At 62.6% G+C, this 9,128-nt stretch carries 7 protein-coding genes; all 7 read left to right on the top strand.

The genetic code is table 11. The features are described from left to right. Positions 1 to 451 precede the first annotated feature (451 nt). From K7431_RS30525 to K7431_RS30555, 7 genes are read left to right on the top strand one after another with little or no spacing between them, the layout of a single operon-like run. Positions 452 to 2,074 carry a methyl-accepting chemotaxis protein gene (locus K7431_RS30525; protein WP_012722548.1) on the top strand — a complete coding sequence of 541 codons (1,623 nt, stop codon included), beginning with the start codon at positions 452 to 454 and terminating at the stop codon, positions 2,072 to 2,074. Next, positions 2,074 to 2,586: a chemotaxis protein CheW gene (locus K7431_RS30530; protein WP_012722549.1), complete on the top strand. Its 513-nt coding sequence runs from the start codon at positions 2,074 to 2,076 to the stop codon at positions 2,584 to 2,586. The genes K7431_RS30525 and K7431_RS30530 overlap by 1 nt, the downstream gene beginning before the upstream one ends. Then, positions 2,583 to 3,842, top strand: coding sequence for a CheR family methyltransferase (locus K7431_RS30535; RefSeq protein ID WP_012722550.1), 1,260 nt, complete (start codon positions 2,583 to 2,585; stop codon positions 3,840 to 3,842). The genes K7431_RS30530 and K7431_RS30535 overlap by 4 nt, the downstream gene beginning before the upstream one ends. Further along, positions 3,839 to 4,537: a chemotaxis protein CheW gene (locus tag K7431_RS30540; protein WP_012722551.1), complete on the top strand. Its 699-nt coding sequence runs from the start codon at positions 3,839 to 3,841 to the stop codon at positions 4,535 to 4,537. Before K7431_RS30535 ends, K7431_RS30540 begins: the two co-directional genes overlap by 4 nt. Beyond that, positions 4,534 to 6,801, top strand: coding sequence for a hybrid sensor histidine kinase/response regulator (locus tag K7431_RS30545; RefSeq protein WP_012722552.1), 2,268 nt, complete (start codon positions 4,534 to 4,536; stop codon positions 6,799 to 6,801). Before K7431_RS30540 ends, K7431_RS30545 begins: the two co-directional genes overlap by 4 nt. Beyond that, a complete protein-coding gene (locus K7431_RS30550) occupies positions 6,798 to 7,808 on the top strand; it encodes a chemotaxis response regulator protein-glutamate methylesterase (RefSeq protein WP_012722553.1) in 1,011 nt (336 codons plus the stop codon). Before K7431_RS30545 ends, K7431_RS30550 begins: the two co-directional genes overlap by 4 nt. 49 nt (positions 7,809 to 7,857) lie before the next feature. Continuing rightward, positions 7,858 to 8,859, top strand: coding sequence for a diguanylate cyclase (locus K7431_RS30555; protein ID WP_012722554.1), 1,002 nt, complete (start codon positions 7,858 to 7,860; stop codon positions 8,857 to 8,859). Positions 8,860 to 9,128: the final 269 nt, after the last annotated feature.

A 9,128-nucleotide genomic window follows, 5' to 3' on the forward strand; every position in this document is an offset into this window, starting at 1 on the left:
GGGCGTAATGGCTAGCGGGGTAGAGGGGGCGGAAATATTCAATGGTTATGCTCCTTGCAGGGATAGGCGCTGAAGCGCCAGGCGTGGGCAGGCAGTTCTACGCCCTCGTCGCTGTCTCGCAGAGTGCGTTTGTTTTTTCGGGTGTTTCCGAGCGGCTCCAGCCTGCGTAAAACCTGGGTGCGTGGGTTGTATCTTCTATTGTCCACTGTAAAAAAAAGAACACGGCTTGACGTTGCGGAGGTGGGGCCCCGCCTTCCGATTTCGGATTCGACCCGTCCTGATATTCAGCGAGGAGCACGTCAGTGGAGGCGGTGTTGAGGGAGGAGGGGGCGGCAATCACCCCGCGAGGATTTTTTGCCTGTGGAGCGTTCTATCCGATAACCCATTGATAAACGATGGCACTGCCTCAGCTATACTCCCCTCCATTTGAATGGCCCTTCGAGGAATTACTGTGAAGAACTGGACCTTGCGCCAACGCATCTTGGCAAGTTTTGCGGTCATTATCGCCATCATGCTGTTAATGGTCGTGGTCTCCTATTCACGGTTGCTGAAGATCGAAACCAGCCAGGAAGCCGTCCGGGACGACGCGGTGCCGGGCGTTTACCTCAGCTCGATGATCCGCAGCGCCTGGGTCGACAGCTATTTGCAGACCATCGACATCATCGGCCTGCGCGACGACAAAACCTTCACCAATACCGATAAGAACGACTACAAGTCGTTCGAAGCGCGTATTGAACAGCAGATGGCCAACTACGAAAAAACCATTCATGGCCAAGCTGACCGCATGGAGTTCGATAACTTCAAGGCGGCGCACATCAACTACAACAAAGTGCTGGCCCAGGTGCTGGAACGCGTTGAAGCCAATGACCTGCCGGGCGCGAATCAATTGCTCGAGGAGCAATTGACGCCGATCTGGACCGAAGGGCGCATGAAGCTCAACGACATCATTACTGAAAACAAGAACGTGTCTGACCGGGCGACGGCGGCGATCGACGAGGCGGTACTGTCGGCCAAGATCAGCATGGCCGTGTCGCTGCTCATCGCCATCTTGGCTGCCGGGCTGTGCGGCCTGTTGCTGATGCGCGCGATCATGGCGCCGATGCAACGCATCGTCGATATCCTCGAAACCATGCGCGACGGCGACCTGAGCAAACGCCTTAACCTGGAGCGCAAGGACGAGTTCGGCGCCGTCGAAACCGGCTTTAACGACATGATGACCGAGCTCACGGCCCTGGTGTCCCAGGCCCAGCGCTCGTCGGTGCAGGTCACCACCTCGGTGACCGAAATTGCCGCCACGTCCAAGCAGCAACAGGCCACCGCGACTGAAACGGCCGCGACGACCACTGAGATCGGTGCTACGTCGCGCGAAATCGCGGCCACCTCCAAGGACTTGGTTCGCACCATGACCGAAGTGTCCACCGCCGCCGACCAGGCGTCGGTGGCTGCCGGCTCCGGCCAGCAAGGACTGGCGCGCATGGAAGAGACCATGCACTCGGTGATGGGCGCGGCCGACCTGGTCAACGCCAAGCTGGCGATCCTCAATGAGAAGGCCGGCAACATCAACCAGGTGGTGGTGACCATCGTCAAGGTGGCCGACCAGACCAACCTGCTGTCGCTCAACGCCGCCATCGAAGCGGAAAAAGCCGGCGAGTACGGTCGCGGTTTTGCCGTGGTCGCCACCGAAGTACGCCGCCTCGCGGACCAGACCGCCGTGGCTACCTATGACATCGAGCAGATGGTGCGCGAGATCCAGTCCGCAGTGTCTGCGGGGGTGATGGGCATGGACAAGTTCTCCGAAGAAGTGCGCCGCGGCATGTTCGAAGTGCAGCAAGTGGGCGAGCAGTTGTCGCAGATCATCCACCAGGTACAGGCGCTGGCGCCGCGGGTGTTGATGGTCAACGAAGGCATGCAGGCCCAGGCCACCGGCGCCGAGCAGATCAACCACGCCCTCGTGCAACTGGGCGATGCCAGCAGCCAGACGGTGGAGTCCCTGCGCCAGGCCAGCTTTGCCATTGATGAACTGAGCCAGGTTGCGGTGGGTCTGCGCAGCGGCGTGTCGCGTTTCAAAGTCTGATGAGCGAACTCGCGGCTAAACGCGGCGCCGTCCCGGCAGCGAAAAAGGCGTTGTTCCTGGTGTTCCATATCGGTCAGGAACGCTATGCCCTCAAGGCTACCGAAGTGGCCGAAGTGCTGCCGCGCCTGCCTTTGAAACCCATTGCCCATGCACCGCTGTGGGTCGCCGGGATCTTTGCCCATCGTGGGGCGCTGGTGCCGGTCATTGACCTCAGCGCCTTGACCTTCGGCAACCCGGCCCAGGCCCGCACCAGCACGCGGCTGGTGCTGGTCAATTACCAACCCGACGCCGGGTCCCAAGCGCGTTGGCTGGGACTGATCCTGGAGCAGGCCACCGACACCCTGCGTTGCGACCCCGCCGAGTTCCAGCCCTACGGTCTGGCCAACCGCCAGGCACCCTACCTGGGGCCGGTGCGCGAAGATGCGCTGGGCCTGATGCAATGGATCGGTGTAAACGACCTGCTGACCGATGACGTGCGCGCCGTGCTGTTTTCTGCCGAGCTGAGCGTATGAGCAACGACCCGCGTTTTTTTGCCTTTCTTAAAGAGCGCATCGGCCTGGACGTCGCGTCGGTGGGCGAAGCCATCATCGAGCGCGCCGTGCGCCAGCGCAGCCAGATCGTCCAGGCACCCACGCCGGGCGAATACTGGCAGCACCTGCAAAGCTCCCAGGACGAACAGCAAGCGCTGATCGAAGCAGTGATCGTCCCCGAAACCTGGTTTTTCCGTTACCCCGAATCCTTTGCGACCCTGGCGCGCCTGGCGAAGGCCCGCCTGGTCGATATCAAGCAGATGCGCGCATTGCGTATCCTCAGCCTGCCGTGCTCCACCGGCGAAGAACCCTATTCGATTGCCATGGCGCTGCTCGATGCTGGCCTCGCGCCGCATCAGTTCAAGGTACAGGGGATGGACGTCAGCCCGCTGTCGGTGGAGCGTGCGCGACGCGGGGTGTACGGCAAGAACTCCTTTCGTGGCGGCGATATTGCCTTCCGTGACCGCCACTTCACTGAATACGGCGACGGCTTCCACATCGCCGATCGGGTGCGCGAACAAGTGCGCCTGCAAGTCGGCAACCTGCTTGACCCGGCGCTGCTGGTTAATGAGGCCGCCTATGACTTCGTGTTCTGCCGCAACCTGCTGATCTACTTCGACCAGCCCACCCAGAAACAAGTCTTCGACGTGCTCAAAGGCCTCACCCACGTGGACGGTGTGCTGTTTATCGGCCCGGCCGAAGGCAGCCTGCTGGGGCGCCACGGCATGCGTTCGATTGGGGTGCCGCAGTCCTTTGCGTTCAGCCGGCAGGGCTCGCCGCAGCTGCCCGAGCCAGCGTTTATACCGACGCCGGCTCCCACGCCTCCGCGCAGCACGGCGCCGATTTCAGCTAAACCACGGCCGTTCAGCACCGTCAGCGCCCACGTTTTACCGATCAAGGCTACGCCCTCCGATGCAGGCACCTTGCTCAGCCGGATCGCCACCCTGGCCAACGAAGGCAAAAGTGCCGAGGCCCGGGCCGCGTGTGAAGACTATTTGAACAGCCACCCGCCGGCCGCCCAGGTGTTTTACTGGCTGGGGCTGCTCAGCGACGTGGCCGGCAGTGCCCTGGAAGCCCAGGGCTATTATCGAAAAGCCTTGTACCTGGAACCCCAGCACCCGCAGGCCTTGATGCACTTGGCCGCGTTGCTCGAGTCCCGGGGCGACAGTGCGGGGGCGCGCCGTCTGCAGGCGCGAGCCGCCCGTAGCGAGCGAGCCGACAGTGAGTCCAAACCATGAGTAACACCGAGGCGCTCGACACCACCGGCCTGGACCTGACCCTGGCCGACACTCAAGCCATCGACGACTGCTGGAACCGCATCGGTATCCATGGCGATAAGTCCTGCCCACTACTGGCTGACCATATCCATTGCCGCAACTGCTCGGTGTATTCCGCCGCCGCCACGCGTCTGCTGGACCGCTACGCCTTGCAGCAGGACGACCGACGCCCGCAGGCGGCCGAAGTCGACACGGAGGTGGTCACCCGTTCGCTCTTGATGTTCCGCCTCGGCGAAGAATGGCTGGGCATCGCTACACGCTGCCTGGTGGAAGTCGCGCCGTTGCAACCGATCCATTCCCTGCCGCATCAACGTTCCCGCGCCTTGCTCGGCGTGGCCAACGTGCGCGGCGCGCTGGTGGCGTGCTTGTCGCTGGTGGAACTGCTGGGCCTGGACGCCACCAGCAGCGGCGCCACCGGCGGGCGCATCATGCCGCGCATGTTGATCATTGCCGCCCAGGATGGCCCGGTGGTGGTGCCGGTGGATGAAGTCGACGGCATCCATGCCATCGATGAGCGCACCTTGAAGGCCGCATCGGCGTCCGGCACCCAGGCCAGCGCGCGCTTTACCCAGGGTGTATTGCCGTGGAAAGGCCGCAGCCTGCGCTGGCTGGACGAGGCGCAATTGTTGTCCGCCGTGACCCGGAGCCTCTCATGACCCCCGACCAGATGCGTGATGCCTCGCTGCTGGAATTGTTCAGCCTGGAAGCCGATGCGCAGACCCAGGTGTTGAGCGCGGGCCTGCTCGCCCTGGAACGCAACCCGACCCAGGCGGACCAGCTCGAAGCCTGCATGCGCGCGGCGCACTCGCTCAAGGGCGCCGCGCGCATCGTTGGGGTGGATGCCGGGGTCAGCGTGTCCCACGTCATGGAGGATTGCCTGGTCAGCGCCCAGGAAAACCGCCTGTACCTGCAACCCGAACATATCGATGCGCTGCTGCAGGGCACTGATCTGCTGATGCGCATCGCCACGCCAGGCAATGACGTCGGGCCGGCGGATGTCGAGGCCTACGTCGCGTTGATGGAGCGTCTGCTGGATCCGTCCCAGGCGCCTGTCAACGTCGCGCCGTCGCCGGAGCCAGCGCCCGTCGTCGAAGAACTGCCGCCGGAACCCGAACCCGCGCCGCCGGTGAACAGCGAGCCGCCGCGTCAAGGCAAGCGCATGACCGAAGGCGGCGAACGCGTACTGCGCGTCACCGCCGAGCGCTTGAACAGCCTGCTGGACCTGTCGAGCAAATCCCTGGTGGAAACCCAGCGGCTCAAGCCGTACCTGGCCAGCCTGCAACGCCTCAAGCGCATTCAAAGCCAGGGGATACGGGCGCTGGATACGCTGGACGGGCAACTCAAGACCCAGGTCCTGAGCCTCGAGGCCCAGGAAGCCCTGGCCGACACGCGCCGTTTGTTGAGCGAAGCCCAGGCCTTGCTGGCGGAAAAGCACGCCGAGCTGGACGAGTTCGGCTGGCAGGCCGGGCAGCGCGCCCAAGTGTTGTATGACACTGCACTGGCCTGCCGCATGCGCCCGTTTGCCGATGTATTGGCTGGACAAGTGCGCATGGTGCGCGACCTCGGCCGCAGCCTCGGCAAGCAAGTGCGCCTGGAGATCGAGGGCGAAAAGACCCAGGTCGACCGTGACGTACTGGAAAAACTTGAGGCGCCGCTCACCCATTTGTTACGCAATGCCGTCGACCACGGCATCGAAATGCCTGAGCAACGCCTGCTGGCGGGCAAGCCGGCTGAAGGCTTGATCCGCCTGCGGGCCTCCCATCAGGCCGGTTTGCTGGTGCTGGAACTCAGTGATGACGGCAATGGCGTCGACCTGGAGCGCCTGCGCGGCACTATCGTCGATCGGCACCTGTCGCCGGTCGAAACCGCCCTGCGCCTGAGCGAAGAAGAGTTGCTGACGTTCCTGTTCCTGCCGGGGTTCAGCCTGCGTGACACGGTCACCGAAGTGTCCGGGCGCGGCGTGGGCCTGGACGCGGTGCAGCACATGGTCCGCCAACTGCGCGGCGCGGTGGTGCTGGAGCAGACGGCGGGGCAGGGCAGTCGTTTCCACCTTGAGGTGCCGTTGACCCTGTCGGTGGTACGCAGCCTGGTGGTGGAAGTCGGTGAGGAAGCCTATGCGTTCCCGCTGGCGCATATCGAACGCATGTGTGACCTCGCGCCCGATGACATCGTGCAACTGGAAGGTCGCCAGCATTTCTGGCACGAGGGCCGGCATGTTGGCCTGGTCGCCGCCAGCCAGTTGTTGCAGCGCCCGGCGGGGCAGAGTCCGTCAGAAACGCTGAAAGTGGTGGTGATCCGCGAGCGCGATACGGTGTACGGGATTGCCGTGGAGCGCTTTATCGGTGAGCGTACGCTGGTGGTGTTGCCGCTCGATGATCGCCTGGGCAAGGTCCAGGATATTTCCGCCGGTGCCTTGCTGGATGATGGCTCGGTGGTGTTGATCGTCGACGTTGAAGACATGTTGCGTTCGGTGGACAAACTGCTGAACACCGGCCGATTGGAACGTATTGCGCGGCGCAGCCAACAAACCACCGAGGCACCGCGTAAGCGCGTGCTGGTGGTCGATGACTCGCTGACCGTGCGTGAGCTGCAACGCAAATTGCTCCTTAATCGTGGTTATGAAGTGGCCGTGGCGGTCGATGGCATGGACGGCTGGAACGCCTTGCGCTCCGAAGACTTTGACCTGTTGATCACTGATATTGATATGCCCCGCATGGACGGTATTGAATTGGTCACACTCTTGCGCCGTGACAGTCGCCTGCAATCGTTGCCGGTGATGGTGGTGTCCTACAAAGATCGCGAAGAAGACCGACGTCGAGGACTCGACGCCGGTGCGGACTATTATTTAGCCAAAGCCAGTTTCCACGATGACGCCCTGCTGGACGCCGTGGTGGAACTGATCGGAGGCGCACGGGCATGAGGATTGCGATCGTCAATGACATGCCCCTGGCAGTGGAGGCCTTGCGCCGCGCCTTGAGCTTCGAGCCTGCGCACCAAGTGGTGTGGGTGGCCAGCAATGGGCTGGAAGCGGTGCAACGCTGCGCCGAACTGACGCCGGACCTGATCCTGATGGACCTGATCATGCCGGTGATGGACGGCGTGGAAGCCACTCGCCAGATCATGGCCGAGACGCCGTGCGCCATCGTTATCGTGACCGTCGACCGCCAGGCCAACGTGAGCCGGGTGTTCGAGGCCATGGGCCACGGCGCCCTGGACGTGGTGGACACCCCGCCGCTCGGCGTGGGCAACCCCAAGGATGCGGCGGCGCCGTTGCTGCGCAAGATCCTCAATATCGGCTGGCTGATCGGCCAGCGCGGCACCCGCGTGCGCGCCGAAACCCTGCCGGCGCGCGCATCCGGCAAACGTCAAAGCCTGGTGGCTATCGGCTCCTCGGCGGGTGGTCCGGCTGCCCTGGAAATCCTGCTCAAGGGTTTACCTCGCGACTTTCCAGCCGCCATCGTGCTGGTGCAGCATGTGGACCAAGTGTTCGCGGCGGGCATGGCCGAGTGGCTGAGCAGCGCCTCGGGCCTGCCGGTACGCCTGGCCCGCGAAGGCGAGCCGCCGCAAAGCGGCGTGGTGCTGCTGGCCGGCACCAACCACCACATTCGTTTATTGAAGAATGGCACGCTAGCCTATACGGCAGAGCCGGTGAACGAAATTTACCGGCCATCGATCGATGTGTTTTTCGAAAGCGTGGCCAGCCACTGGAATGGCGATGCCGTCGGTGTGCTGCTGACCGGCATGGGGCGCGACGGGGCCCAGGGCCTCAAATTGCTACGTGAACAAGGTTATTTGACCATCGCCCAGGATCAGCAAAGCTCGGCGGTGTATGGCATGCCCAAAGCGGCGGCGGCGATCGATGCTGCTGTTGAAATTCGCCCACTGGATAGAATTGCGCCCCGGTTGCTGGAGGTCTTTGCCAAATGAACATGACCTCTCGCGGCTGGCTTGCAGGCAGTAATTCAGGTGACTGCACATGAATGATTTACAGATCGACGACATCAAGACCGACGAAAACGCCGCCATGGTGTTGCTGGTCGACGACCAGGCCATGATCGGTGAAGCCGTGCGGCGTGGCCTGGCCCATGAAGAAAATATCGACTTCCACTTCTGCGCCGACCCACACCAGGCGATTGCCCAGGCGATCCGTATCAAGCCGACCGTTATCCTGCAGGATCTGGTGATGCCAGGTCTGGACGGCCTGACACTGGTGCGCGAGTACCGCAACCACCCGGCCACGCAGAACATCCCGATCATCGTGCTTTCCACCAAGGAAGACCCGCTGATCAAGAGCGCGGCGTTTTCGGCCGGGGCCAACGATTATTTGGTCAAGCTGCCGGACAACATCGAGCTGGTGGCGCGCATCCGCTATCACTCGCGCTCCTACATGACCCTGTTGCAACGGGATGCGGCTTATCGCGCGTTGCGGGTCAGCCAGCAGCAGCTGTTGGACACCAACCTGGTGCTGCAACGGCTGATGAACTCCGATGGCCTCACGGGGCTGTCCAACCGTCGCCATTTCGACGAGTACCTGGAACTGGAATGGCGCCGTGCCATGCGTGATCAGACTCAGCTGTCGTTGTTGATGATTGATGTGGATTTCTTCAAGACCTACAACGATAGCTTTGGGCATGTCGAAGGTGACGAGGCTTTGCGCAAGGTTGCGGCGACCATTCGTGAGGCCAGCAGTCGGCCTTCGGATTTGCCGGCGCGCTATGGGGGGGAGGAGTTTGCCCTGGTGCTGCCTAATACCTCGCCGGGCGGGGCGCGGTTGGTGGCTGAGAAGCTGCGGATGGCGGTTGCCGCGCTGAAAATTCCGCACATTGCGCCGACTGAGGGGTCGAGTCTGACCATCAGTATTGGGCTGTCGACCATGACGCCGCAGCAGGGGACGGATTGTCGGCAGGTGATAGTGGCGGCGGATAAGGGGTTGTATACGGCTAAGCATAATGGGCGCAATCAGGTGGGGATTGAGTAGGGCTGAGTGCTTCTGTGTACATATCCGTTGCTGCGGTCACGGCCACTAATGGTTCCGCTCTTACAGCGGGTCACTTTTTGAAAAGCGCAAAAAGTAACCAAAAACGCTTCGCCCCAACACTCGGCACCTCGCCTAGGCTCGGTGTACCCTCACTCCGGATTCAATCCTGCGTTCGGCCAGCGTGTTTGACGGGGCGCCTCAGATCAAAAGCAAAAACGCGGCGGCCTTAGAGCCGACCGGGGTTGGGGGGGCGTTACTGGGTTAAAAAT

The organism is Pseudomonas fluorescens group sp., assembly GCF_020093335.1.
Lineage (GTDB): Bacteria > Pseudomonadota > Gammaproteobacteria > Pseudomonadales > Pseudomonadaceae > Aquipseudomonas > Aquipseudomonas petroselini.

Excerpts from the sequence above, each read along its gene's own strand:
- K7431_RS30535 (WP_012722550.1), top strand. The coding sequence starts at position 2,583 with ATGAGCAACGACCCGCGTTTTTTTGCCTTTCTTAAAGAGCGCATCGGC.
- K7431_RS30540 (WP_012722551.1), top strand. The coding sequence starts at position 3,839 with ATGAGTAACACCGAGGCGCTCGACACCACCGGCCTGGACCTGACCCTG.
- K7431_RS30555 (WP_012722554.1), top strand. The coding sequence starts at position 7,858 with ATGAATGATTTACAGATCGACGACATCAAGACCGACGAAAACGCCGCC.
- K7431_RS30545 (WP_012722552.1), top strand. The coding sequence starts at position 4,534 with ATGACCCCCGACCAGATGCGTGATGCCTCGCTGCTGGAATTGTTCAGC.
- K7431_RS30550 (WP_012722553.1), top strand. The coding sequence starts at position 6,798 with ATGAGGATTGCGATCGTCAATGACATGCCCCTGGCAGTGGAGGCCTTG.
- K7431_RS30530 (WP_012722549.1), top strand. The coding sequence starts at position 2,074 with ATGAGCGAACTCGCGGCTAAACGCGGCGCCGTCCCGGCAGCGAAAAAG.